This is a genomic window from Ensifer sesbaniae, from assembly GCF_013283665.1.
Taxonomy (GTDB): Bacteria; Pseudomonadota; Alphaproteobacteria; order Rhizobiales; family Rhizobiaceae; genus Ensifer; species Ensifer sesbaniae.
This window is the reverse complement of the sequence record NZ_JABEKU010000001.1, coordinates 1,236,497-1,259,621: the sequence shown is the minus strand read 5'-3', so window position 1 is coordinate 1,259,621 and position 23,125 is coordinate 1,236,497. Positions and strand designations below refer to the sequence as shown.

Annotated in this window: 25 protein-coding genes and 1 pseudogene; 20 read left to right on the top strand and 6 right to left on the bottom strand. The window is 63.0% G+C overall.

Annotated elements, in window-relative coordinates:
* Positions 1-80: 80 nt before the first annotated feature.
* From gstA to BHMPCIPO_RS06055, 5 genes are all read left to right on the top strand, one after another.
* Positions 81-695 carry a glutathione transferase GstA gene (gstA, locus tag BHMPCIPO_RS06075; RefSeq protein ID WP_173515928.1) on the top strand — a complete coding sequence of 205 codons (615 nt, stop codon included), beginning with the start codon at positions 81-83 and terminating at the stop codon, positions 693-695.
* Positions 692-1,087, top strand: coding sequence for a nuclear transport factor 2 family protein (locus BHMPCIPO_RS06070; RefSeq protein ID WP_173515927.1), 396 nt, complete (start codon positions 692-694; stop codon positions 1,085-1,087). The genes gstA and BHMPCIPO_RS06070 overlap by 4 nt, the downstream gene beginning before the upstream one ends.
* Before the next feature lie 10 nt (positions 1,088-1,097).
* On the top strand, positions 1,098-1,310 hold the full coding sequence (locus BHMPCIPO_RS06065; RefSeq protein ID WP_173515926.1) for a tautomerase family protein: 213 nt from the start codon (positions 1,098-1,100) through the stop codon (positions 1,308-1,310).
* Positions 1,311-1,450: 140 nt separating this feature from the next.
* Complete coding sequence (locus BHMPCIPO_RS06060; protein ID WP_173515925.1) at positions 1,451-3,559, top strand: S9 family peptidase; 2,109 nt, start codon at positions 1,451-1,453, stop codon at positions 3,557-3,559.
* Positions 3,560-3,638: 79 nt separating this feature from the next.
* Positions 3,639-4,157: a DUF1697 domain-containing protein gene (locus BHMPCIPO_RS06055; protein WP_173515924.1), complete on the top strand. Its 519-nt coding sequence runs from the start codon at positions 3,639-3,641 to the stop codon at positions 4,155-4,157.
* 77 nt (positions 4,158-4,234) lie between these two features.
* On the opposite strand, the gene BHMPCIPO_RS06050 is transcribed toward BHMPCIPO_RS06055, so the two are convergent.
* A complete protein-coding gene (locus BHMPCIPO_RS06050; RefSeq protein ID WP_173515923.1) occupies positions 4,235-4,852 on the bottom strand; it encodes a TetR/AcrR family transcriptional regulator in 618 nt (205 codons plus the stop codon).
* A gap of 238 nt (positions 4,853-5,090) precedes the next feature.
* Here BHMPCIPO_RS06050 and BHMPCIPO_RS06045 point away from each other — a divergent pair, with 238 nt between their 5' ends.
* From BHMPCIPO_RS06045 to BHMPCIPO_RS06015, 7 genes are all read left to right on the top strand, one after another.
* Positions 5,091-6,047, top strand: a complete 957-nt coding sequence (locus tag BHMPCIPO_RS06045; protein ID WP_173515922.1) for a homocysteine S-methyltransferase family protein — start codon at positions 5,091-5,093, stop codon at positions 6,045-6,047.
* Between the two features lie 233 nt (positions 6,048-6,280).
* The gene (locus tag BHMPCIPO_RS06040; RefSeq protein ID WP_173515921.1) at positions 6,281-7,786 is read left to right on the top strand and encodes a protein adenylyltransferase SelO; all 1,506 of its coding nucleotides are present in this window, start codon (positions 6,281-6,283) and stop codon (positions 7,784-7,786) included.
* A gap of 509 nt (positions 7,787-8,295) precedes the next feature.
* Positions 8,296-10,629 carry a glucose/quinate/shikimate family membrane-bound PQQ-dependent dehydrogenase gene (locus tag BHMPCIPO_RS06035; RefSeq protein ID WP_210266416.1) on the top strand — a complete coding sequence of 778 codons (2,334 nt, stop codon included), beginning with the start codon at positions 8,296-8,298 and terminating at the stop codon, positions 10,627-10,629.
* Between the two features lie 104 nt (positions 10,630-10,733).
* Complete coding sequence (locus BHMPCIPO_RS06030) at positions 10,734-10,898, top strand: hypothetical protein (RefSeq protein WP_173515920.1); 165 nt, start codon at positions 10,734-10,736, stop codon at positions 10,896-10,898.
* A gap of 55 nt (positions 10,899-10,953) precedes the next feature.
* Positions 10,954-11,367 carry a MerR family transcriptional regulator gene (locus BHMPCIPO_RS06025; RefSeq protein ID WP_173515919.1) on the top strand — a complete coding sequence of 138 codons (414 nt, stop codon included), beginning with the start codon at positions 10,954-10,956 and terminating at the stop codon, positions 11,365-11,367.
* Between the two features lie 215 nt (positions 11,368-11,582).
* Complete coding sequence (locus BHMPCIPO_RS06020) at positions 11,583-12,086, top strand: GNAT family N-acetyltransferase (RefSeq protein ID WP_057250477.1); 504 nt, start codon at positions 11,583-11,585, stop codon at positions 12,084-12,086.
* A gap of 10 nt (positions 12,087-12,096) precedes the next feature.
* Entirely contained in the window at positions 12,097-12,684 is a 588-nt protein-coding gene (locus BHMPCIPO_RS06015; RefSeq protein WP_173515918.1) for a DJ-1/PfpI family protein, read from the top strand.
* A gap of 242 nt (positions 12,685-12,926) precedes the next feature.
* Here the strand turns inward: BHMPCIPO_RS06015 and BHMPCIPO_RS06010 are convergent, their stop codons facing one another.
* The 3 genes from BHMPCIPO_RS06010 to BHMPCIPO_RS06000 all read right to left on the bottom strand — a co-directional run bounded on the left by BHMPCIPO_RS06010 (position 12,927) and on the right by BHMPCIPO_RS06000 (position 15,362).
* On the bottom strand, positions 12,927-13,841 hold the full coding sequence (locus BHMPCIPO_RS06010) for a c-type cytochrome (RefSeq protein ID WP_173515917.1): 915 nt from the start codon (positions 13,839-13,841) through the stop codon (positions 12,927-12,929).
* Between the two features lie 203 nt (positions 13,842-14,044).
* The gene (locus BHMPCIPO_RS06005) at positions 14,045-14,491 is read right to left on the bottom strand and encodes a c-type cytochrome (protein ID WP_173515916.1); all 447 of its coding nucleotides are present in this window, start codon (positions 14,489-14,491) and stop codon (positions 14,045-14,047) included.
* Positions 14,492-14,729: 238 nt separating this feature from the next.
* On the bottom strand, positions 14,730-15,362 hold the full coding sequence (locus tag BHMPCIPO_RS06000; RefSeq protein WP_173515915.1) for a LysE family translocator: 633 nt from the start codon (positions 15,360-15,362) through the stop codon (positions 14,730-14,732).
* 131 nt (positions 15,363-15,493) lie between these two features.
* Between BHMPCIPO_RS06000 and BHMPCIPO_RS05995 the strand changes: the two genes are divergently transcribed.
* Positions 15,494-16,186 carry a helix-turn-helix transcriptional regulator gene (locus tag BHMPCIPO_RS05995; protein WP_173515914.1) on the top strand — a complete coding sequence of 231 codons (693 nt, stop codon included), beginning with the start codon at positions 15,494-15,496 and terminating at the stop codon, positions 16,184-16,186.
* An 84-nt stretch (positions 16,187-16,270) separates the two neighbouring features.
* Here the strand turns inward: BHMPCIPO_RS05995 and BHMPCIPO_RS05990 are convergent, their stop codons facing one another.
* Positions 16,271-16,873 carry a superoxide dismutase gene (locus BHMPCIPO_RS05990; RefSeq protein ID WP_173515913.1) on the bottom strand — a complete coding sequence of 201 codons (603 nt, stop codon included), beginning with the start codon at positions 16,871-16,873 and terminating at the stop codon, positions 16,271-16,273.
* 218 nt (positions 16,874-17,091) lie between these two features.
* On the opposite strand from BHMPCIPO_RS05990, the pseudogene BHMPCIPO_RS05985 reads away from it, so the two are divergent.
* The 3 genes and pseudogenes from BHMPCIPO_RS05985 to BHMPCIPO_RS05975 all read left to right on the top strand — a co-directional run bounded on the left by BHMPCIPO_RS05985 (position 17,092) and on the right by BHMPCIPO_RS05975 (position 18,904).
* A pseudogene (locus BHMPCIPO_RS05985) lies at positions 17,092-17,431 on the top strand (hypothetical protein).
* Between the two features lie 156 nt (positions 17,432-17,587).
* On the top strand, positions 17,588-18,175 hold the full coding sequence (locus tag BHMPCIPO_RS05980; RefSeq protein ID WP_173515912.1) for a TetR/AcrR family transcriptional regulator: 588 nt from the start codon (positions 17,588-17,590) through the stop codon (positions 18,173-18,175).
* Positions 18,176-18,388: 213 nt separating this feature from the next.
* Positions 18,389-18,904: a hypothetical protein gene (locus BHMPCIPO_RS05975; RefSeq protein ID WP_173515911.1), complete on the top strand. Its 516-nt coding sequence runs from the start codon at positions 18,389-18,391 to the stop codon at positions 18,902-18,904.
* 93 nt (positions 18,905-18,997) lie between these two features.
* Here the strand turns inward: BHMPCIPO_RS05975 and BHMPCIPO_RS05970 are convergent, their stop codons facing one another.
* Positions 18,998-19,879: a branched-chain amino acid aminotransferase gene (locus tag BHMPCIPO_RS05970; RefSeq protein ID WP_173515910.1), complete on the bottom strand. Its 882-nt coding sequence runs from the start codon at positions 19,877-19,879 to the stop codon at positions 18,998-19,000.
* A 152-nt stretch (positions 19,880-20,031) separates the two neighbouring features.
* Between BHMPCIPO_RS05970 and BHMPCIPO_RS05965 the strand changes: the two genes are divergently transcribed.
* The 4 genes from BHMPCIPO_RS05965 to BHMPCIPO_RS05950 all read left to right on the top strand — a co-directional run bounded on the left by BHMPCIPO_RS05965 (position 20,032) and on the right by BHMPCIPO_RS05950 (position 23,058).
* Entirely contained in the window at positions 20,032-20,565 is a 534-nt protein-coding gene (locus tag BHMPCIPO_RS05965) for a GNAT family N-acetyltransferase (protein WP_173515909.1), read from the top strand.
* Positions 20,562-21,602: a zinc-dependent alcohol dehydrogenase family protein gene (locus BHMPCIPO_RS05960; protein ID WP_173515908.1), complete on the top strand. Its 1,041-nt coding sequence runs from the start codon at positions 20,562-20,564 to the stop codon at positions 21,600-21,602. The genes BHMPCIPO_RS05965 and BHMPCIPO_RS05960 overlap by 4 nt, the downstream gene beginning before the upstream one ends.
* A 111-nt stretch (positions 21,603-21,713) precedes the next feature.
* Entirely contained in the window at positions 21,714-22,397 is a 684-nt protein-coding gene (locus BHMPCIPO_RS05955; RefSeq protein WP_173515907.1) for a YoaK family protein, read from the top strand.
* Between the two features lie 100 nt (positions 22,398-22,497).
* The gene (locus tag BHMPCIPO_RS05950; protein WP_173515906.1) at positions 22,498-23,058 is read left to right on the top strand and encodes a phosphatase; all 561 of its coding nucleotides are present in this window, start codon (positions 22,498-22,500) and stop codon (positions 23,056-23,058) included.
* Positions 23,059-23,125: the final 67 nt, after the last annotated feature.

The following is a 23,125-nucleotide window of genomic DNA, read 5'->3' as shown; positions in this document are numbered from 1 at the left end:
CTAATATACAAAGGTTATCGCTTCCGCTTAGGTTCCGCCGTCCCCGACAAGGGGCAGTCATTTCAGGAAGGAACTTGCTCATGAAGCTCTATTACGCCCCCGGCGCTTGCTCGCTTTCCCCTCATATCAGCCTGCGCGAAGCCGGCGCCGACTTCGAGATCGTCAGGGTCGATACGAAGACGCATCTCACGGAAGCCGGAGCCGATTTCAAGGCAATCAACCCCAAGGGCTATGTACCGGCCCTGGTGCTGGAGAGCGGCGATGTCGTCACCGAGGGTGCGGCCGTGGTGCAATACATCGCCGACCGCTTTCCGGAGGCAAAGCTTGCGCCGGCTAACGGCACGCTGGAGCGCACCCGCCTGCAGGAACAGCTGAACTTCATCTCGTCCGAACTGCACAAGGCGTTCTCGCCGCTGTTCAACGGCGCGGCAGGCGCTGAGGCAAAGGAGGCAGCAAAGGAGCAAGTGGCCAAACGCTTCGGCAATATCGAAAGCCTGCTCGCCGACGGGCGCCGCTATCTGCTCGGTGCGGAATTTTCGGTCGCCGATGCCTATCTCTTCACCGTCGTCAACTGGAGCGGCACCACCGGCATCTCCCTCGCCCCCTGGCCGCATCTTGAAGCCTATATGCAACGGATCGGCGAACGGCCGGCAGTGCGTGCCGCCATGCAGAGTGAAGGGCTGATCGCGGCATGAGCGGCCCGTCGACCGATCCCCAATTCGCCGCCGTCGTCGAGGTGCTTTACCACTACTTCGACGGACTCCACCGGAGCGACACGAGCATTCTCCGACGGGTCTTCCATCCGAAGGCGCTCTACGCCACGGCAACGGACGATATCCTGCTCGAGCTTGACATGGACAGGTACTTTTCGATCGTCGACGGACGCCCTTCGCCGGCCAGCCGTGGCGAGGAGCGCGCCGACCGTATCCTTTCGATCGAATTCGCAGGGCCGGTGACGGCGCTCGCGAAAGTGCAATGCGCCATCGGCGACAAGGCTTTTATCGACCTGCTGTCTCTCGTCTACGTAGACGGCCGATGGCAGATCATCGCCAAGGTCTTCCACTACGACATCAAACCCGTGCAATAAGGGAGGCCACATGCCGTATGTGAACATAAAGATCACCCGAGAAGGTGCAACGGCCGAACAGAAGGCGGCCCTGATCAAGGGCGTCACCGACCTGCTTGCCACCGTTCTCGACAAGAACCCGGCCACCACCTTCGTCGTCATCGACGAAGTGGCGCGCGAAGACTCGGGCATCGGGGGATTGCCGGTCGAGGAATATCGACGAAAGATCAAGGCTCAGACGTAAGAGGAAATGCCTTCTCCCCACGACATGGGGAGAAGGCAATTCCCAGGCGAACAGTCGGCCGCTGCTGCCTTTGCGCTTGATCGCTATCGCCAGGCTCTCTATCTCATTGTCTCCCGCCGCATCGATCCCGGAGACGCATCTTGTCCGTATTCAGCAACCTCCCCAAAGCTCCCGTCAGCGCGAAAAAGCCGGTGAGCGATACGCGCCACGGCATTACCCGCACGGACGACTACGCCTGGCTGCGCGCGGACAATTGGCAGGCGATGTTCCGGGATCCTTCGATCCTCGACCCGGAAATCCGCAAGCATCTGGAAGCCGAAAACGCCTACATGAACGCGGCCATGGACGACACGAAGCCGCTGCAAAAGACGCTTTTTGCCGAGATGCGCGGCCGGATCAAGGAAGACGACAGTTCGGTACCGGTCAAGGACGGTCCGTTTGCCTATGGCCACGCCTATGTCACCGGCGGCGAGCAGCCGCGCTACTTCCGCATTCCCCGCGACGGCGACCACAAGGATGAGGCGATCCGGCAACTGCTGCTCGACGGCGACAAGGAGGCGGAAGGCAAGGCCTATTTCCGCCTCGCCGGCCTCGACCATTCGACCGACCACAGCCTCGGCATCTGGGGTTACGACGACAAGGGCTCGGAATACTTCACGCTCAGGGTCCGCGATCTCGCCACCGGCCAAGATCTGGCCGACGTGATCGAGAATACCGGCGGCGGCGGCGCGTGGGCGCCCGATGGCAAGAGCTTCTTCTACACCGTGCTCGACGACAACCATCGCCCGTCGAAGATCTTCCATCACGTGCTCGGCACCAGCCAGGCGGACGACCGGCTGGTCTACGAAGAGGACGATCCGGGCTTCTTCATGTCGGTCGGCGGTTCGCTGCTCGACGATTTCATCTATATCGACATCCACGATCACGAGACCAGCGAATACTGGCTGCTCTCGACCAGTGACCTGACGGCCGAACCGAAGCTCGTCGCCGAACGCGTGACCGGGCTCGAATATTCGATGACCGAAGGCGGCGACGTCTTCTACATCCTGACCAATGCCGACGGCGCCAAGGACTTCAAGATCGTCGAGGCACCGGTCCATGCGCCGGGCAAGGAAAACTGGCGCGAGGTCGTGCCGCACAAGCCGGGAACGCTCATCCTCAGCCACATGGCCTATGCCCGCCATCTCGTCTGGCTGCAGCGGCGCGAGGGCCTGCCGGAGATCGTCATCCGCGACCGGCAGACCGGCGAAGAGCATGCGATCGCCTTTGCGGAAGAGGCCTATTCGCTCGGCCTTTCCGGTGCCGCCGAATACGACACCAACGTCATCCGCTTCTCCTATTCGTCGATGACGACGCCATCGCAGCTCTTCGACTACGACATGGCGACGCGCGAGCGCACGCTGCTCAAGACCCAGGAGGTGCCCTCCGGCCACAACCCGGACGACTATGTCACCCGGCGCGTCTTCGCCCCGTCCTGGGACGGCACCGAGGTACCGGTGACGTTGCTCTACCGCAAGGACACGCCGCTCGACGGCTCGGCGCCGTGCCTGCTCTACGGCTACGGCGCTTACGGCATCACCATTCCGGCCGGCTTCAACACCAATTGCCTGTCGCTTGCCGACCGCGGCTTCGTCTATGCCATCGCCCATATCCGCGGCGGCAAGGATCGCGGCTTTGCCTGGTACGAAGACGGCAAGATGGCCAAGAAGACCAACACCTTCAAGGATTTCATCGCCGCCGCTGACTATCTGAATCAACAGAAGTTCACGTCCTACGCGAAGATCGTCGCCGAGGGCGGCTCGGCCGGCGGGATGCTGATGGGCGCGATCGCCAACATGGCACCGGAGAAGTTCGCCGGCATCATCGCCGCCGTGCCCTTCGTCGACGTGCTCAACACCATGCTCGACGACACCCTGCCACTCACCCCGCCGGAGTGGCCGGAATGGGGCAACCCGATCGAAAGCCGTGAATTCTACGACATCATCGCCGGCTATTCGCCCTACGACAATGTCGACGCAAAGTCCTACCCGGCGATCCTCGCGCTCGGTGGCCTGACCGATCCGCGCGTCACCTATTGGGAGCCGGCGAAATGGGTAGCGCGGCTGCGCGAAAAGACCACCGGCAGCGAGCCCATTCTGCTGAAGACCAATATGGACGCCGGCCACGGCGGTGCCTCGGGACGCTTCCAGCGGCTGGAAGAGATCGCCTTCGAATATGCCTTCGCGATCAAGGTCGCCGGCAAGATATAACCGGAGCGGGATGAGGAAAAGTGTTCGCGGTTTTCCGCCCGCATCCCGCTCTACCCCATGAGATTCCCGGAGGTCCCCCATGCCCGTTCATGTCGCCCTGCTCCGTGCCGTCAATGTCGGCGGCACGACACCGCTGGCGATGGCCGACCTCAAGGCGATCTGCGAGGGGCTCGGCTTTGCCGACGTCAAGACCTACATCCAGAGCGGCAACGTGCTGTTCCGCTCGGATCTGCCGGCAGAGAAGGTAGCAGCGATGCTCGACGGCGCCCTTCAGGAAAAACTCGGGAAGGCGCCGGGCGTGATGATCCGGACCGGCGCGCAATTGCAGGCGATCGCCGATCGCGCGCCGTTCCCGGGCGCCCAACCCAACCTGCTTCACGTCGTCTTCCTTTCGCAGCCCGCACCAGCGGACGCACTCGACAAGCTCGTCGCGCCGGATGGCGAGGAAGCGCGGTTGGCTGGGAGCGAAATCTACATCCATTTTCCGAACGGTTCCGGCCGTTCGAAGTTCAAGCTGCCGGCTACGAAATCCGGCACTGCCCGCAACCTGAACACAGTGCGCAAGCTCGCTGCTCTGGCGCTCGAAATGGAAAGATAAGGCATCCGTTTCCTCAAGCCGATTGAGGCGTTCTTTCTGTTGTCGGAAAACCGCTGCGCTCTTTTGCGCGGCATGACTCAGGCGGTCGCCGGCTGGAACAGCAGCCGGAGAAGGGATCTAAGCACGAGCAACTGCTGCGGCAGGCTCTCCGGCTGCTTCAGCGCCTTGGATAAAATGATGCCGCCTTCGAGCACCGTCGAAACCATGTCGGCGAGTTGATCGACATCCAGCGGTTCGCGCGGCCGATAAACGCGCATGATCTCCTCGAACATCGCGCCGAAGCGCCGGCGCCACATCAGCGCCGCCTGCCGGTTGATCTCCTGGATCTCGCGATCGAAGGCGCGTTCCTGGGTACACATCACCGCGACCAGACAACCGGGGTGGCCGTTCGGCAGGTCGGACAGCGTTTCGGAAAGCAGTTTCAGTCCGAGCAGGAGAGCCTGCAGCGGATCGTCGGCCAATTGATGGGCCCGCCCAAAGATCTCGTCGTAGATGCGCTCGTCATTCTCGATGTAGCGCTCGAGCAGCGCCCGCGCGAGCTCGTTCTTGTCGCGGAAATGGTAGAAGAAACCGCTCTTGGTAATGCCGATCTCGGCGATCAGTTCGTCGATCGAGGTCGCGCCGAAACCCTTCGCCAACACCGCCGCCTCCGCGATGTCGAGGATCCTCGCCCGCGTTTCCTCACCCTTTCGCATTAGCCGGTGCCCTACCATTGGTGCGGTTTCCGACAACGAAGGGGCCACCAGCCGGCGACGCCGTGACGGAACCAACGCAGTAAGTTACTGATTTCGCTACAATATGCGGATATATTAGCAATAGTATACCTTAAGTCGTCTAGTTTAGAAGATGATTAAAAGGCAGTAATTTACTTGGTTCTACGGGATAGGAGGCGTCCCCGGACCCATCAGCAAGACTGAAACGGTGGAGACCGACATGGCCAAATACCGACGGAGCCTGCCACTCTTGAACGGTGGGCTGTTCTTAAGCGACGGCGGCATGGAGACGACGCTGATCTTCCACGAAGGCGTCCCGCTTCCGCATTTCGCAGCCTTCGTGTTGCTTGCGACCGCCGATGGGCGGCGGCGGCTGCTCAACTACTACGCACGCTATCTCGCGATCGCCCAACAACATGGCACCGGCTTCGTGCTCGACACGCCCACTTGGCGGGCAAGCTCGGACTGGGGCGTCAAGCTCGGCTACAATGACGAGGCGCTGGCCGTCACAAACCAGAATGCCATCTACATCCTCTCGGAACTGCGCTCCGAATACGAGCGCCCGCAGGCACCGATCGTGCTCAGCGGAGCGATCGGTCCGCGTGGCGACGGCTACCGTCTCGGCCGCATGAGCCCTGACGAGGCCGAAGACTATCATTCGGCGCAAATCTCGGCCTTTGCGGCCAGCGAGGCGGACATGGTCAGCGCCTATACGCTGACCAGCATCGACGAAGCGATCGGCATCGCCCGGGCCGCTCAGAGCCACGGCATGCCCTCAGCCATCTCCTTCACGGTGGAGACAAATGGTCGGCTGCCGGACGGCCGCACGCTTCAGGCTGCGGTCGAGACCGTCGACGCCGCGACCGGCGGCTATCCGCATTACTACATGATCAACTGTGCCCATCCGAGCCATTTCGACACGGTCCTCGACGCCCGAGCCAGCTGGACGCAACGCATTGCCGGGATCCGGGCCAATGCCTCGATGATGAGCCACGCCGAGCTCGACGACAGCGAAACGCTCGATGCCGGCGATCCCGCCGACCTTGGGCGGCGGTACAGAACACTGACGGCGCATTTGCCACGATTGCGCATCCTCGGTGGCTGCTGCGGCACCGATCATCGCCATATCGCGGCAATCTGCGAGGCCTGCCTTCCACCGACGGCGCTCAGCGCCTGAGGCACGGGGCCTCGCCCTCCCGGCCCTCTCGCGAGTGATCGCGGGAGGGCGCCGCCGCTCTCGCGAAAAGCCATGGTGCCGGAGCGTCTTCCGCCCGCATCCCGCTCCAACTTCCAAGAATCGATCACGATGATTTTTGCTCGGGTCGGCGCAAAATCATCGTGATCTCGTGTAGACTTGAGCGGAAAGGACGGCCCCGGGCAATCCCGGCAGACGCCGTTGACCGCTTGATCATGAACTATGCTCCCCCCTCACCGACCGGAAATGCCGAAGCCTTTGCCTTCGACAACAGCTATGCGCGGCTGCCGCAGCAGTTCTTTGCGCGCGTCGAGCCGACGCCCGTCGCGGAGCCCTGGCTGATCAAGCTCAACAAGCCGCTCGCCGAGGAACTCGGGCTCGACGTCGCCGTGCTCGAGCGCGAAGGTGCCCAGATCTTCTCCGGAAACCGTGTGCCCGCTGGCGCCGAGCCGCTTGCCATGGCCTATGCCGGGCACCAGTTCGGCACCTTCGTGCCGCAGCTTGGCGACGGCCGGGCGATCCTGCTCGGCGAGGTGATCGACCGCAACGGAAAGCGGCGCGACATCCAGTTGAAGGGACCGGGCCAAACGCCGTTTTCGCGGCGTGGCGACGGGCGCGCGGCGCTCGGGCCGGTGCTGCGCGAATATATCGTCAGCGAGGCGATGTTTGCCTTGGGTATCCCAACGACACGGGCGCTTGCGGCCGTGGTCACCGGCCAGCCCGTCTATCGCGAGCAGATCCTGCCCGGCGCGATCGTCACGCGCGTGGCAGCGAGCCACCTGCGCGTCGGCACTTTCCAGTTCTTCGCCGCACGCGGCGACGTGGCATCCGTGAAGATCCTCGCCGACTACGCGATCGACCGGCACTATCCCGAGATCAAGGACCATGAGCGGCCCTATCTCGCCTTCTTCAAGGCGGTGGCGGCGCGCCAGGCGGAGCTGATTGCCCGCTGGCTGCATGTCGGCTTCATCCATGGCGTGATGAACACCGACAACATGACGATATCCGGCGAGACGATCGATTTCGGCCCCTGCGCCTTCATGGATGCCTACGACCCCAAGAAGGTATTCTCCTCGATCGACCATATCGGCCGTTATGCCTATGCGAGCCAGCCCGGCATCGGCCAATGGAACCTCGCGCGCCTCGCCGAGACGCTGGTGCCACTCTTCGACGACAATGCGGACACGGCGGTGGAACTGGCCAACGATGCGCTCGGCGAATACGGCGCAATCTTCCAGCGCCATTGGTTGGACGGCATGCGGGCCAAGATCGGGTTGGCCACGAGCGAAGAAGGCGACCTTGATCTCGTGCAGGCACTGCTGACGGCCATGCACAAGGGCGAGGCCGATTTCACTCTGACCTTCCGGCGGCTGTGCGACAGTGCTCGCGATCCGGCAGGCGATGCGACGTTCAGCGCTACTTTCGCCGCGGCCGAGACGGTCCAGCCATGGCTTCAGGACTGGCGCCAACGGCTTTCCCGCGAAACGGCGACGCCCGAGGCGCGCTCGAACGCGATGAAGGCCGTGAATCCGGCCTACATCCCCCGCAATCACCGCATCGAACAGGCGATTGCAGCAGCAACCAACGACGGCGATTTTTCGCTGTTCGAGGCGCTCGCCGAGGTCACCGCAAAACCCTACGAAGACCAGCCGCACTTTGCTGCCTACCAGGAGCCGCCGAAGCCCGAAGAAGAAGTCCTGCAAACCTTCTGCGGCACGTGACAGTCATCTGAAGCTTTCCCACCTCGACGCGATCCGGCCGGCTGCTTCTCGTCCTGAATCACCGAAACGTTCTAACTTCTTGTTTTTTCATGGCGTGATGGCACGGCTCGCCAGCAGATGAGTCCATACCCATCGGCCTTGTGTTCATTTATCGCTGCAGCTTGAGCGCAACCCCATCGCACACCCCTAAATTTCCGCGCTGCGGAATTGTGGCTATTGAAAGGCATGTGCGGCGCGTTAGGTGCTACTGCGTGTTTCCTTAAATCGTCTCTGATTTGAGGACGAAAACATGCAGCAACTCAAAGTGCTACAGCGACCTTTGCGCGTTTGAGAAAACGCGCGGGCTGTAGCGGTAAGGGTGCCAGGCGCGCCTTTCCACACCCGGCTGCCGCGACGTCGCTTGCGGCCGCCAACTCCGAAACCGACTTGTCTCACGCGGCCCCGAACGGGACCGGCGTTATGGAAAAAACCGTGCCGCGGCACCTTTCTTCAATGCGGGAGTTTCCATCATGCTCATCCTGACGGCCATCGTCTTCGCTCTCATTGGCCTCGTGCTCGGCGGTGGCGGAGCCAAGCTGCTGATGCTCGGCGGCAGCCCCTACTACCTCGTCGTCGGTATCGGCTTCCTGCTGACGGCCGTGCTCATATTCATGCGGAAATCGGCGGCGATCTGGCTCTATGCGTTCATCGTTCTCGGATCGCTCGGCTGGGCGGTCTCCGAGGTCGGCTTCGACTGGTGGCAACTCGGCCCGCGCGGTGGTGTCATCGTGCTTCTGGGGCTCTGGCTGCTGCTGCCGTCCGTCCGTCGTCCACTTGGTTTCGAGAGCCCAACGGGCGAGCGTTACGCGGTGAGCGCCTGGCCGCTGGCGATCGCCGTGCTGATCTCGATCGGCGTGGCCGGCTATGCCCTGACGCAGGACCCGCACGACATTCGCGGAGATCTGCCAAGCGATGTCGTTGCCGCCAATCCGCCGCTCGGAGGCTCGGTGCCTCCGGCCGAATGGCACCAGTACGGGCGGACGCCGTTCGGTCAAAGGTACTCGCCGCTCAACCAGATAACGCCGGACAATGTCGGCACTCTCAAGCTTGCCTGGCAGTACCAGACCGGCGACGTCAAACGGCCCGACGACGTCGGAGAGACGACCTATCAGGTCACGCCGCTCAAGGTGAAAGACACGCTCTATGCCTGCACGCCGCACAATTGGGCGATCGCGCTCGATGCGGCGACCGGTGAGGAGAAATGGAAATATGATTCCAACTCGGGCATGAACCCCGACCGCCAGCATCAGACCTGCCGCGGTGTCACCTATTGGGCCGACCCGGCCGCAGCTCCCGGCAGCCCCTGCGCCGAGCGGGTCTACCTGCCGACCTCCGATGCGCGCCTGATCGCGCTCGACGCGGCGACCGGCTCCGTCTGCACCAGCTTTGCCGACAACGGCGTGCTGGGGCTCGAAACGGGCATGAAGTACAATCCGGCCGGCTACTACTATTCGACGTCACCGCCGGTGGCAGTGGCCGGCAAGCTCATCATCGGCGGCGCCGTCAACGACAACTATTCGACCCAGGAACAATCCGGCGTGATCCGTGCCTTCGACATCAACACGGGCGCGCTGATCTGGAATTGGGACAGCGGCAACCCGGACGTGACGACGCCCCTTCCCGAAGGCCAGACCTACACGACCAACTCGCCGAACAGCTGGTCGGTGTTCAGCTATGACGAGGCGCTCGGCATGGTCTACATCCCCATGGGCAACCAGGTGCCGGACCAGCTCGGCATGGGTCGAAGCGAGCACGTCGAGAAATATTCGTCCTCGATCGTCGCGCTCGACATCAACTCCGGCGCGGTGCGCTGGGTCCGCCAGACCGTGCATCACGACCTCTGGGACATGGACGTGCCGGCGCAACCGGCCCTGCTCGACATCACCAAGGACGACGGCACGGTGGTCCCGGCGCTGGTCGGACCGACGAAACAGGGCGATATCTACGTGCTCGACCGCAGAAACGGCGAGCCGATCATCCCGGTCGAAGAGGTTCAGGCCCCGGGCGGAGCGATCCCCGAGGATTTCAGCGCGCCGAGCCAGCCGGTCTCTGGCCTCACCTTCATGCCTGCGCCGCTGCAGGAGAAGGACATGTGGGGCATCACGCTCTTCGACCAGCTGGCCTGCCGCATCGCGTTCCGGTCGCTGAAATACGAGGGGCGCTACACGCCGCCGTCGATCGAGGGGACGCTCGTCTACCCCGGCAACTTCGGCACCTTCAATTGGGGCTCCGTCGCCGTCGATCCGGAACGGCAGGTGATGTTCGGCATGCCGACCTACCTCGCCTTCACCTCGCGTCTCGTGCCTCGTGATCAGATTCCGCCAAGGGGACAGGACGAGAAAGGGTCGGAACAAGGCCTCAACCGCAACGAAGGCGCGCCCTATGGCGTCTTCATGGGTCCCTTCCTCGGACCGCTCGGCATTCCCTGCCAGGCGCCGCCATGGGGTTATGTCGCCGGCGCGGATCTTCGAACCGGAAAGATTGCCTACAAGCACAAGAACGGCACCGTCGAAGACATGACGCCGCTGCCGTTGCCGTTCAAGGTGGGCGTGCCGGGCATCGGCGGACCGATGATCACCAAGGGCGGCGTCGCCTTCCTGGGTGCTGCGGTCGACGATTATCTGCGCGCCTACGACCTGACGACCGGCCGCCAGCTCTGGGAGGCACGCCTGCCCGCCGGCGGCCAGTCGACACCGATGAGCTATGCGGTCGGCGACAAGCAATATGTGCTGATCGTCGCCGGAGGCCACGGTTCGGTCGGCACCAGGCCGGGTGATTACATCATCGCCTACACCCTGCCCTGATGCGCGAGAAGCATCCCTAATTCTCGCTAGAAGGTTGCAGGAGCAAGCACCACGCAAGCCCGCAAAAGCAGCGTCCCCCGGACGACAGATTCCGGGGGATTCCGATGAAGATCGACAACTGCATCTCGAGCTACTACGTCTCCGAGCGCCGCCAGCAGATGGGTACGGTTTCGCCGATCGAAGAGACCGGCACCAACGCGCGCCCGCGGCTTGCCCCGACAATCGCAACGAAGGTCCCATACGAGTTCTTCCCTCGCCCCCGCCATTGACACCCAACAGCGCGCAACTATCTATTGCTCCAGAAGCTATAGGTTTGAGGCAACCATGTACTCCATCGGCGAACTCTCGCGGCGCACCGGCGTGAAAATTCCGACCATTCGCTATTACGAGCAGATGGGGCTGATCGCGGCGCCCGAGCGTTCCGAAGGCAACCAGCGGCGCTACGAGAAAAGCGAACTCGAGCGACTGGCCTTCATCCGCCACGCGCGCGATCTCGGTCTGTCGATCGATTCGATCCGGGATCTGCTCGCCCTCAGCCAGCACCCGGAACGCCCGTGCGGCGAAGCCGACCGGATCGCAAGCGAACATCTGGCGACCGTTCGCGAGAAGATCGCCCGGTTGAAGAAGCTGGAGCAGGAGCTGGAACGCATCGTCGCCTGCGACGGCAATCACACGGTGGGTGACTGCTATGTGATCCGGGCTTTGGCTGACCACTCCATGTGCGAGAGCGAACACTGAGATCGCAGCGGATAATCGACTGCGCGAAAAATCCCCGTTGACAAAATTGCGAAAACGAACAATCTAGCGCCCATGATCAAGAACGCACCCATTTGCCGCGTGTATTTTTGGCTGTTCCGATAGGAGCGGCCTGCTGATCACATTCAACAAGGCCGCCATCAGGCGGCTTTTGTTTTTCCGGCTCCTGATGGCGAGAGAACCCGAGGAGCCGAGACATGCTACAGACCGCCATCCCCACACTTCATCCTGTCCCGTCGACGCGGCCGCCGATGGTCACGATCCGCTGCGCCAAGCAGCGCGACCTGCCGGAACTGCGCGAGATGATCGCCGAGCTGGCCGCCCACCATGGCGACGCCGCGCCGATCACGCCGGAACAGCTCGAGCGCGACCTCTTCGGCCGCACGCCCTGGATCACCGCACTCGTTGCCGAGGCCGGCAACCGGCTGATCGGCTACGCGATCCTGGTGCCGATCTACCGGGCTGCCGAGGGCGCACGCGGCATGGAACTGCACCATCTCTTCGTTCGTCCTGAAAGCCGCGGCACCGGCATCGGCCGTCACCTCGTTGCCAAGGCGCGCGAGCAGGCGAAGATGGCCGGTTGCGACTTCCTTTCGGTCAGCGCCGCCACCGGCAATTTCCAGGCGCATCATTTCTACGAATCCGAACGCTTCGTGCCTCGTCCGGTGACCGGCATGCGCTATATGCAGAAGCTTGGATGAGGATGGAACGATGCGCCTTGCAATCGTGCTCTGTGAAGGCTTCGCCGATTGGGAATGTGCGCTGTTGATGGCGGCGGCGCGCACCCATCTCGGCGTAGACATCGACGTTGCCACCGCCGACGGTGCCCGCGTGACGTCGATGGGTGGCCTCGACGTCTCGGCACATCTGTCGATCGACTCGCTCGATCCTGCGGGTTTTGACGGGCTGGTCATTTGCGGCGGGTCGATCTGGGAGACCAATGAGGCTCCTGATCTCTCAGCAACGATCCGCGCTTTCGATCGCGACAAGCGCGTGGTCGCGGCCATATGCGGCGGCGTCAACGCGCTCGCCGCAAGCGGTCTTCTCAACGGCATCGATCACACCGGCAACAGCGCCGAAAGCCTTGCGGCGCTGCCCCGCTATCACGGCAGGCCGCATTATCGCGATCAGCCGCGGGCGCTACGCAGCGGCCATGTCGTCACCGCCGCAGGAACCGCGCCGATCAGCTTTGCCGCGGAGATCCTGCGCGGCCTCGGCCTTGGCTCACCCGAGCTCGACGGCTTTCTGGCACTCTACGGACACGAGCATCGGATGAACGGAAGCGCCAGCGTCGGCTGAGAACCGCCACCTGGGGCGCAGGTCGGAGCGGCTGGACTGGTCGTAGGGCACGGTTTCAGTCACCTTCCCATTCTCCCCAGCAACGCACGCCCTCTCCACGCACAAAAATCGCCGCAGCACCTTGAATTCCTGCATGTTCTGCCCGTCCATCGGTGACGATCAAGCGAAGCATGCAGAAGGAGTTGAGTGCGCCCTGCTACAGCGACCTTTGCGTGTCTGACAAGACGCGCGGTGCTGTAGCGTCAGAGCGCCGGAACCGCCTTGAGATAGGCTGCAATCGCCTCCCGCTCGGCCGGCGTCAGCTTCGCCATGTTCTTCTGCACCTCAACCATCGAGCCGCCGACGGAATCGAATTCCGGGGTGAAACCGGTTTCCAGATAGGAGGCGATGTCCGAGGCGCTCCAGCTACCGATGCTCTTGGAGCCGGGCGTGATGTTGGGGATGCGGCCCTTACCTTCCGGGTTCGGCGCACCTGCAAGCCACTGGTCAGGCTCGAAGCCGCCAAGCGCATTTCGGGGCGTATGACATTCACCGCAATGGCCCGGCCCCTCGACGAGATATTGGCCGCGCGTGAGCTTCGGATCGCTGCCGTCGACGCGGACGCGCGGCTTGTCGGTGAGGAACAGCAGCTTCCAGCCACCGAGCGCCATCCGCATGTTGTAGGGGAACGGCAGGTCGTGCGGCGGCGCCACCTCGGCGCTCTTCGGCAGGGTTTTCATGAAGCCCCAGAGGTCGTTGACGTCCTTCGCCGTCATGCGCGCATAGGAGCCGTAGGGGAACGAGGGATAGAGGTGCTCGCCGTTACGCCCCACCCCGCGGGTCATGGCGTTGCCGAATTCGGCAAGTGTCCACCCACCGATCCCGGCGGTCTCATCAGGCGAGATGTTCGGTGCATGGAAGGTTCCGAACGGGCTCTTCAGCGGCGCGCCGCCGGAGAGAACGAGACGGGCATCACCTTCGGCGCCTGGCTTGGCATGACAGCTCACGCAGCCGCCGGCCCAGAAGACCTGTTCGCCATTGGCGAGATCAGGCTCGCCGAGCCCCTCCCAATGAGAGGCACTCCGCGGCGCCGGCTTCGTCAGCCACCAGAGGGCTGCCCCGCCGACAACGCCCAGCACCACAAGACCCGAAATCAGCTTTCTCGTGCGACGCCCCATTGTCACCCCTCGTGCCTACTGCACGTCTCCTTAAATCGACCTCGATTTAAAGACATGCAGCCAATCAAAGTCCTACAGACCTTTGCGCGTCTCATAAGACGCGCGGCGCTGCAGCCGCAAGCGGACTGGCCCTAAAACAGATCGAGGCACGCGGCTCGAAGTCGCGTGCCTCCCTTGTCAACGTTATGCGACGTCGCCGCCCATCAATCCTTCTTCAGGCGATAGCTCTCATGACAGCTGCCACAGTCCTTGCCGATGCCGCCGAGAGCCGTGCCGACGGCCGCCTGGTCAGCGGGAAGCTGTGCCAGAACCGTCGCAGCATCGGTGTCGAGCTTGGCGGCCTTGGCCTTGAAGTCGTCCATGTTTTCCCAGATCTTCGGGCTCGCCTCGGTCTCGTGACCCGTCTCGGAACCGGCCGGGAAATGCGAGGGGAAGGTCTTCATCGTTTCGCTGATCGTCGTCAGCGACGCCTTGACGACCTCCGCGTCATAGGGCTTTTCACCCTTGGCGATCCCGGCAAGTGCGCCAGTTGCTGCACCCACCTTCTTCATCGCCTGCTGGCGAACCACCTGCGGCTCGTCGGCTGCCGTCACGGCAGTGACACCCAAGCCCGCAAGAGCGGCTGCCAACATGAGTGCGCGTATTTTCATCAGGATCTCCCGGTCAAATCAAATCGGTTTGGCAAATCTGCCTGGCTGGCCTTCATGTCCAATGCGGCGGCATGATGTCATTTTGCGTATTCTGCGGAAGTAACATTTTTTTGATGTGCTTGTTACGACAACAGAATTTCGACTGGCCGCTTTGTTTTTCCGGGCTTTCGACCGATCAATCGAATAAACATGACTTCAGAATTCATATTTATACTTCGGCCGTTCGGCACGATGAACGTCAATTCGCCCAGCCCTGCCAGATGGTGAAGACCGCGACCAGAATGAGCACGACACCAGCGGCGCGACCGATCCACACCGTTGCGCCGGGGCTGCCGACCAGGAAATCGCGGCCGCGGCCGGCGGCGAGCGCCAGGCCACCATATATCGCGAGCTGCGTCGTCGCGATCATTGCGGCCATGACCAGGGCCTGCGACCAGATCGGCCCAAACTGCGGTTTGAGGAACTGCGGATAGACCGCCAGCATGAAGAGATAGGCCTTCGGGTTCATCAGGCTCGTCAGCGCACCCTGCCGGAAGCTCGCCCAGCGGGAGAGCCTCCCCGAGCCTTCTATTCCGCCAATGGTGATCGAACTCTTGACGAGCGAAAAGCCGATCCAGGCGATATAGGCAGCACCCGTGACGAGCAGCACGTTGAAGAGCCCTGGCACGAGGTGGAGGATGACGCTGACGCCGAGCGCCGCATAGAGCGTGTGCAGCACGCCGCCCGCCATGATGCCTGCCGTCGCCGACAGGCCTGAGGCCCGCCCACCCGTCAGCGAGTTGGCCAGAACGAAGACCATATCCATGCCCGGCACGATGATGATGCCGAAAAGCAAGGTGAAGAAGAGCCAGAGATTTTCCGTGTATGTCATGTCAGTTGTCCATCGCCCGATTTTTCATATCACTAGACGAATTGCTGTTTTTTCAACTCGTTGGCTGATGGTATAAATCCGGGCAACTGACAAGGGTCTGTCAGGAGCGTTGATGACGGGAGCGGTTTTCGATGCGCAAGGCGGCACGGCTATTCGAGATCATCCAAATCCTCAGGCTTGCGCGAAAACCGGTGACTGGAGCGGCGATGGCCGAGACGCTGGAGGTGACGGTGCGCTCGATCTACCGGGATATCGCGGCACTCCAGGCGATGCGGGTGCCGATCGAGGGCGGCCGCGGCATCGGCTATATCCTCAGGCCCGGCTTTGACCTGCCGCCGCTGATGTTTTCGATCGAGGAAACGGAAGCGATTGCCGTGGCGCTGGCGCTGCTGTCGCGGACCGGCGACGAGGAACTGAAGGCGGCGGCCGTCAGGGTCAACCAGAAGATCACCGCTGCAGTGCCCGAGCCGCTCAGGCTCGCCTTCCGCTCCCAGGCGCTGCACGCCTGGGGAACGATTGCCCCCTCGCCCGCCGGCATCGATCTTGCCCTGGTGCGCCGGGCAATCCGCGATGAACAGAAGCTCGAACTCAACTATCGCGACGAGCTCGGCCGAGCGACGGAGCGAACGATCCAGCCGGTAGCGCTGATCTACTATTCCGAAACCGCCAACATCGTTGCCTGGTGTGAGCTGCGGAAGGCGATCCGCAACTTCCGGGCGGATCGCGTCGAACATTGCGAAGCGGCAGACGCCTATTTTCCGGGTGAGGGAAACCGCCTCCGGGAACTGTGGATCAGCGGCTGGCAGACACCGCCGGCAGCCTGACCGGCACGCGGCAGCAGGCCGCCGCAAACGAAAAGACCCGGCGCAAGCGCCGGGCCCAAACGTGATGCATTGAAGACGGACGGCTTACTTGGCAGCCGCTTCGTACATTTCGAGCACGTAGTCCCAGTTGATCAGGCTGTCGACGAAGGCTTCGAGGTACTTCGGACGGGCGTTGCGGTAGTCGATGTAATAGGAGTGTTCCCAGACATCGACGCCGAGGATCGGCGAAGCACCGTGAACGAGCGGGTTTTCGCCGTTCGGGGTCTTGGAGATTTCAAGCTTGCCGTTCTTGACCGAGAGCCAGGCCCAGCCCGAGCCGAACTGGCCGGTGCCGGCGGCGATGAAATCGGCGCGGAACTTGTCGTAGCCGCCGAGATCGGACTTGATGGCCGCCTCGAGCTTGGCCGGCAGGCTGGTGCCGCCGCCGCCCTTCTTCATCCACTTCCAGAAGTGGATGTGGTTGTAGTGCTGGCCGGCATTGTTGAACAGCGGCTGGTTGGTGCCGTAGGACTTCTTGACGATTTCCTCGAGCGACAGGTCGGAGAGGCCGGCTTCTTCAGCGAGCTTGTTGCCGTTGGTCACGTAGGCAAGGTGGTGCTTGTCATGGTGATATTCGAGCGTCTCGCGCGACATGTAGGGCGCCAGCGCATCGTAGTCATAGGGAAGGTTCGGCAATTCGAAGGCCATGTGGGCATCTCCTCTTGGCATGGGATTTCGTGAGGGAAATCTGTGAGCGGGAACATAGGCACCAGCCCCCATGGAGGCAACCGATGCAATGCCATTTTTTCCTCAACCCACGGAATATACTTTCAACATCATTTTGAAAGCATGACACTTTCGAGCACAATCGCGCCACCGTTTGCATGCAGCTTTTCAACCGCCACAACCATGCAGAAGGACTGCCCATGCCGTCGCGCCTGATCCACGCCCTCGCCCTTTCCGCAGCCGCGGCGCTGCTCGCGTCCAATGCCGCAGCCTCCTCCGGCGACGCATGGGAGACTTTCCGGGCCGAGGTTTCGGAAAGATGCCTCGCAGCTGCCTCGTCGCTCGAGAAGGCAAGCGCGGTCGTCGATCCCTTCGGCTCGGAAAGCTTCGGCCTGGCGCTGGTGATCGGCACGCCCAAAGGATTCCGACACGGCTGTGACCCGGATCTGCGTCTTCGACAAGCAGAAGAAGACGGTCGAGATCGGCGGCGAACTGGCGCCCGATAGAGTGATCATCAAGGCACCGGAAAAGGCCAAGTGAGCAACCGGCGCTGACACCCGACGATCATCACGCTCTTCGCAGCCTGACGATCGACCTGCCGGATGATTTTGCCAGCTCGAACGTCTTGCGCCGCCCCTACGCTCGGGCCCCGCTTATCGCTTGAGCTCCAACCGACCAGTTGGTAGAGCTTTCGCCATGGTGAGCGAGACCTACGAAAAGATCCTGGATGTCGCGGAACGCCTGATGGTGTCGAGGGGCTACAACGCATTCAGCTATGCGGACATTGCGCCCGAAGTGGGGGTTGGCAAAGCAACGATCCATCATCACTTCGCGACCAAGGCGGATCTGGCGGCGGCGGTGCTTGCGCGTTACCGCAAGAACAATCGCCGCCACGTCGAAGGGCTGCTGGCGGCTGTCGCCGATCCGGCGGCGCGGCTTGACGCCTATATCGGCTTTTGGGAGGACTGCATTCGCCGGCAGGACATGCCGTTCTGTATCGGCGCGTTGCTCGCCTCCGAGATCCCGTCATTGCCGGAAATCGTCGTTCAGCAGGTGCGTGGCCATTTCGCCGATCTCGCCGGCTGGCTCCGCGCAGTGATCGACGACGGCGTCGCCAAAGGCGTGCTTAGGGCTGAACATGGATCGGCAGTGGCGGCCGACTCCTTGATTGCCTCGGTCCACGGCGCCATGCTGGCCGCGCGCGTCGCCGGCTCCGATCCAAGCGTATTTTCCGCTATCGCCCGTCGCGCAATGAATCAGCTTCTGACCACCAAGCCACTGTGATGACGGCTTCGCCCGCGTTGTTGCGACGTCACAAAGCCGCAACAATGACGACGCAGACTTCGCGAGGGCTGTTCCCACGGTAACGCCAGGTAGCCTGTCGCTGGTATAGGTTCAGCGTGAAGGCCCCCGATGCGCCGGCATAAAGCAAGCGCATCTCTTTTTTGCAATTGAGTCGACCAACTAGTCGGTCGGTCACATGGAAGGAGCAAGATCATGGCAAATCCGCTATCCACCCTCGGCATCATACATACGGCAATCAGCCTGGCGCCCGTCATCGCGGGGCTTTACGGCTTCGCCCGCTATGGCGCGATCGATCCTGCGACGCGCTCTGGCAAGATTTATCTCGCCACTCTCGTTCTCGCCGTGCTGACAACGGCGGGGCTGTCGAGCACCGGCGGCTTCAATGCAGGGCATGCGCTTGGCATCGTCACGCTGCTCGTGATCGCCGGAAGCCTTGCCGCTGCGCGCGTCGACTTCTTCGGCCGCCTCAAACCGTATCTCACGACGATCGGCCTCTCCTTCACTTACTTCCTGCTGATTGTGCCGGCGGTCGCCGAAACGCTGAAACGTCTGCCGGCCTCGCAGCCGCTCGCAAGTGGACCGGAATCGCCGATCGTGCAAACGACGTTGCTCGTCTGGCTGCTGATCTTCCTGTCGGGTATTTCAGTGCAGGCCTATCTGATCCATAAGCGCGCCGCAGTCACGTCGCGCGCTTCCCTCTCTCGCTGATGGCGGGAAAGCAAGCGACCGGGAACGCACTCCGGGTGTATACCGTCCGAGCGCGGCAGACCTCGCGCTCGGTGCCGGGACCTTCGGATTGTTTCAGACGTCGCGCGCCGCGTGCGCCCAATCCATGTAGAGATCGCGCGCCTTGGCGGCGATCGGGCCCGCCTGCAGGTCGCGGCTTTCGAGGCGTGTCACCGGCAGCACCTTGGAATAGTTGCCGGACGTGAAGATCTCGTCGGCCGCTTCGAAATCGGCCATGGTCAACGTTGCCTCGACCACGTCGAAACCGGCTTCACGCAGCAGCGTCATGACGCGGAAGCGGGTGATGCCGGCGAGGAAGGTGCGGTTGGCGGCCGGCGTGAAGACGACACCGTCCTTGACCAGGAAGACGTTGGAAGAGCCGGTCTCGGCGATGTTGCCCAGCATGTCGCGCACGAGCGCGTTGTCGAAGCCGCGCGAACGGGCCTCGGTCAGGATTCGCGCATTGTTCGGATAGAGGCAGCCGGCCTTGGCGTCGGTCGGCATCGATTCCAGCGTCGGTCGGCGGAAGGGCGAGAGCGTCAGCGACGAGCCGCCATGACCGTTGCCCATCGGCGCTTCGAACAGGCAAAGCGCGAAACGGGTCGATTCCGGATCGATGGCAACGACGCCGGCGGCGCCGTGTTCGGCCCAGTACATCGGCTTGACGTAAAGCGCGGTCTTGCCATCGAATTTCTTGGCGCCTTCCCAGGTCAGCGCCTCGATCTCTTCGGCCGCCATGGTCGGCTTCAGGCCAAGTGCGGTCGCCGAGCGATTGACGCGCTGGCAATGCAGATCAAGGTCGGGCGCGACGCCGTCGAAGACGCGGGCGCCGTCGAATACCGTCGAACCCAGCCACATCGCGTGCGAGGTCGGGCCGATCAGCGGCGGGTTGCCCGAGAGCCATTCACCATCGACATAGGTCCAGGTCACTGAGCGGGGGGATGTATCGACGGCCATCGGCGTCTCCTTCACTTTCCTTGTTCCGTTCGTTCCGCATAGCCCAAAAAAGCAGCATCGGGGTGAATGGGTATATCAAAAAATGTCATGGCGGCCATTCTGGCACCGGGACGGCGTCTCGCTTAGTCTCTTGCGCAAAGGAAGGGAAAGCCATGCGTATCAAGCATCTCGAAGAGGACGACGTCCACCTCTTCCGCCGTATAAGGCTGGAGGCGCTCACCCGCGAGCCCCAGGCCTTCGCTTCGACAGCGGCGGACTGGGCGCGGCTTTCGACGGCGGAATGGCAGGCGAGATTGACCGCCAACGCCGTCTTCGTCGCGCTCGACGGGGACGAGCCGCTCGGCATCATGGGCCTGATGCGGGAGCGCGCGAGCCGGCTGGCGCACCGGGCCACGATCATCATGGTCTATGTGCGCGACGAAGCACGAGGGTCCGGCGTAGCGCACCAACTTCTCGCGCATCTGACCGAGCATGCCCGCTCGGCCGGTATCCGGATGCTGGAGCTCGTCGCCCGCGCCGACAACGAGACCGCGATCCGATTCTACGAACGCGAAGGGTTCCGAACAATCGGGCGCGTTCCGGGCGGGTTGCTCGACGGAGACGCAGAAGTCGACGAAATCCTGATGGCCCGCCACATCGATGGTCGCGCCGCATCTGTTCAGACATCGCAAGGAGTGCCCCGATGAAAGCCATGTATTACGACGCGTTCGAGAAGACGCCGGAAATCCGCACGCTTCCCGATCCGACTCCGACGGAAAATGGCGTGGTCATCAAGGTCGAGGCGACGGGGCTTTGCCGGTCCGATTGGCACGGATGGATGGGCCATGACGCCGATATCCGGCTGCCGCACGTGCCGGGCCACGAACTGGCAGGCGTGGTCACCGCTGCCGGCCGCGGCGTGATGCGCTACAAGGTCGGCGACCGGGTCACCGTGCCCTTCGTTTCCGGCTGCGGCCGCTGCGGCGAGTGCCGCTCGGGCAACCAGCAGGTCTGCGAGGCGCAGTTCCAGCCGGGCTTCACCCATTGGGGGTCCTTCGCCGAATATGTCGCGCTCGACTTTGCCGACCAGAACCTCGTGCACCTGCCCGAAAGCATGGACTTCACCACGGCCGCGAGCCTCGGCTGCCGCTTCGCCACCTCGTTCCGCGCCGTCGCCGACCAGGCCAAGGTCAAGGGCGGCGAATGGGTGGCCGTGCATGGCTGCGGCGGCGTCGGCCTGTCGGCGATCATGATCGCGGCCGCCCTCGGCGCCCAGCCGATTGCGATCGACATCGCCGAGGACAAGCTTGCCTTCGCCAAAAAAATCGGCGCGGTCGCGACGATCAACGGCCGCGAGGTCGAGGACGTCGCGGCGGCCGTCAAGGATATTACCGGCGGCGGCGCGCACGTCTCCATCGACGCCCTCGGCAATCCGGTGACCTGCTTCAACTCGATCAAGAACCTGCGCCGCCGCGGGCGCCACGTCCAGGTCGGCCTCATGCTCGGCGACCAGGCAACGCCGCAGATCCCGATGGCTCAGGTGATCGGCCACGAGCTCGAGATCTACGGCAGCCACGGCATGCAGGCCTGGCGCTACGACGCCATGCTGGCGATGATCGCCGACGGCAAGCTGAAGCCGCAACAGCTGATCGGCCGGGAGATCTCGCTTGCGGAGGCGATCCCTGCGCTGACTGGCATGGATCGTGCGACCGACCTCGGCATCAGCGTCATCACGCGGTTTTAATGCGGACATGGACAGCAGGATCGGAACGGTCGACGCAAGAACGCCGAACACACCCATTTCGACTCACCTGCTGCATGGGCTAAACCTCGTTCCCGACAGAGGGCAAGGCAGATGACCATTGCGAGACGACGAAGATTGATCAAGCGGCAGCGCACCGGCACGGCGCTGGCCATTGCTGCGACGATCTCGTTCCTCGCCGGCATGACCGACGCAATCGGGCTCTTGAGCATCGGCGATTTCGTGTCCTTCATGAGCGGCAACACGACCCGGGCGGCGATCGCACTCGGTGAAGGGGATTTCACCGGTGCGCTGCAGCTCGTCGGCGCGCTCGGAGCGTTCATCATCGGTAACGCGCTTGGCGTGATCGTAGCCGCGCGCCTCGGTGTCGTCGGCGTTCTCTCGACGGTCAGTCTCGTGCTGATGCTCTGCGCCGGTTTTGGGTCCCTTATGCCGCGCCCCTTCTACTTCTACGGCGTCGTGCTCTCCATGGGCCTGGTCAACGCGGCGGTCGAACATATCGAGGGGCTGCCGATCGGGCTCACTTATGTCACCGGGGCACTTTCCCGCTTCGGGCGGGGTCTCGGCCGCTGGCTGCTCGGCAACAAAAACCGTCAATGGTTCGTGCAGATCGTGCCGTGGCTCGGCATGTTCTCGGGTGCGGTAGCCGGCGCTCTGCTGCAGCACCACTTCGGCGCGGCCTCGCTGTGGGCGTCCTTTGCGCTCAGCACCGGGCTCGCGCTTGCCACCGTTCTCGTGCCGTCCCACTGGTCGCGGCGCTATATCCATTCGGGCTGACACCTGCCCGCAGCTTTTCGCCTATCCCATGATTTTGCCCTTAAGCCGCGACCGATTTCAGGGCAAAATCCGCTCGGAAGAATCACAGCGAGGTCCTGTCATGGCGCTTGCGGCAGCCGTCACCGGGGATGAACTCTACCATCCCGTTCTCGAGGCCAATCCGGCGCATCCATCTGGCTGGCCGGTGCGGGCGATCGTCAGTTCGCAAACAGAAGCGCGGCACAACCGGGCGCTCTGGGCGCCGACGCACCTGATCTCGATCCGCGCCCCCGGCAGCCGGTTGCTCTCGATGATCGAGCTGCCGCCGGAGCGGCACCTGGAACTCTTTTTTGGCGACAGCACCGATCCGGACGAACCGGATGCGGCCCGTCCGGAGGCGATCGAGGCTGCCTTCGCCTTTGTCGACCGCCTGCCCGAAGACGCGCATCTGCTCGTCCACTGCCTGAGGGGGATCGGCCGCGCGACCGCGCTCACCCTCGGCATCCTGGCGCGCTACATGCCGCCGGAAGACGCCGCGGCCGCGCTCCATGCGCTGCGGCCGGAGGCCAAGCCGAACCGGCATGTGGTCAATCTCTGCGACACGGCGCTCGGCCTCAAGGGCAAGCTCGCCAAGCAGGCGCTGCGCTTCCCGGCGAAAGTCTGGAAGCCGGGCAAAAGCTGATGCGAGAACTCTGCAACCGTCCCGCCGGCCGTTGTGCACTGCACAAAGATTTGACATGATCCCACGA